The sequence below is a fragment of the Streptomyces sp. UH6 genome, assembly GCF_013421635.1.
Lineage (GTDB): Bacteria > Actinomycetota > Actinomycetes > Streptomycetales > Streptomycetaceae > Streptomyces > Streptomyces abyssomicinicus.
In genome coordinates, this window is the sequence record NZ_JACADT010001220.1 from 1 (window position 1) to 1,467 (window position 1,467).

Below are 1,467 nucleotides of genomic sequence, written 5' to 3' on the forward strand. Positions count from 1 at the left end.
GGTTCCGCCGCCGGACTGACCGGCGACGCTAGCACGGCGCCCTGCCGCGGAACGCCTGGTCGGCGGTCCACGGCAGGGCGCGTGGTGGGTGCGGGCTCCGCGGGCGGGCCCGCGCCGCTCAGGCGATGCGGGTCAGCTTGGCTCCGACGCCCGGCTCGGCCAGGTCGCCCTGCAACTGCACCGGCACCTTGACGGCTCCGCCCTCGGCGTCGCCGACGGTCAGCGTGCCGACCTCGGTCCCGGCGGAGGCGACGTGCGGCAGGCTCTCCTTGGGCTCGAAGGTCAGCTTGACCTCGTGCCCGGCCCATCCGACCGCCGTGACGTCCTCGGAGACGACCACGGGGGTCCGGCCGCCGAGCCCGTCGTCGACGTGGCCGACGATGTCGCCCTTCTTGAGGATGGTCTCCGCGGCCAGCGCCTCCTGGGTGGCCAGCATCGCCGTCTTGGAGACCGCGTTCACGGTGTCCAGGATGGGGCTCTTGTGCTGGCCGAGGACCGCGCCGACCAAGGTCACCGTCTCGCCGCCGACCTCCTTGGTGGCGGCGAAGAGCAGGTTGCCGCCGGCCTTGGTGGTCGAGCCGGTCTTGATGCCGATCGCGCCGTCGTACGGGACGAGGGTGTTGTAGTTGTAGTGCAGGTTCCCGTACGGGTCCTTCCAGGAGCCCTGCGCGGTGATGTCCACCATGCCCGGCATCTTCATCATCTCGACGCCCAGCTTCACCTGGTCCTCGGCCGTGGAGACGGTCGACGCCTTGAGGCCCGAGGGGTCGGTGTAGGTGGTGTTCTTCATGCCGAGCTCTTGGGCGGTCTTGTTCATCTTCTCGACGAACGCGGACTCCGAGCCGGCGTTCCAACGGGCCAGCAGGCGCGCGATGTTGTTCGCGGACGGGATCATGACGGCGGACAGGGCGTCGCGGAGGCTGAGCTTGTCGCCCTCCTTGACGCTGTTGAGCGTCGACTCGTCACCCGTCTTGTCGTAGCCGCCCTCCTTCTCGGCGAGCGCGTCGACCGGGATGTCGGGCCCCGCCTCGCCGGGCTTGAGCGGGTTCTCCTTCATGATCACGTACGCGGTCATCGACTTCGTGACCGAGGCGATCGGCACGGGCTTCTGGTCGCCGAAGTGGTCGACGGTCCCGATGCCGGTGACGTCCATCCAGCCCTGGCCCTCGCCGGGCCACGGGAGGGCGACCGGGTCGCCGCCGAAGCGGTGGGTGTCCTCGGCGGTCAGCACCAGGGACGGCTCGGGCAGCGGACGGACCATCTGGACGATCGCGAGGACGATCGCCAGCAGCGCCACGACCGGGGTCCAGATCTTGACCCGGCGGACCACCCGGCGCGGCAGGGTGTCCGGCGGCGGCGGGGTGTTGGTCAGCTCGGCGAGCAGGTCCAGCGGGGGCTTGGGCGGCAGCGGCTGCTGCGTGGTGCGTTCGGGACCGACCTGGGGGATCGCGGTGGTCCCGGTGGTGG

General features: G+C 71.0%; 1 pseudogene. It reads right to left on the reverse strand.

The annotated features are described in order from the left end of the window. Positions 1-118 precede the first annotated feature (118 nt). Positions 119-1,467: pseudogene (locus tag HW445_RS30755) on the reverse strand (D-alanyl-D-alanine carboxypeptidase); the annotation flags it as partial.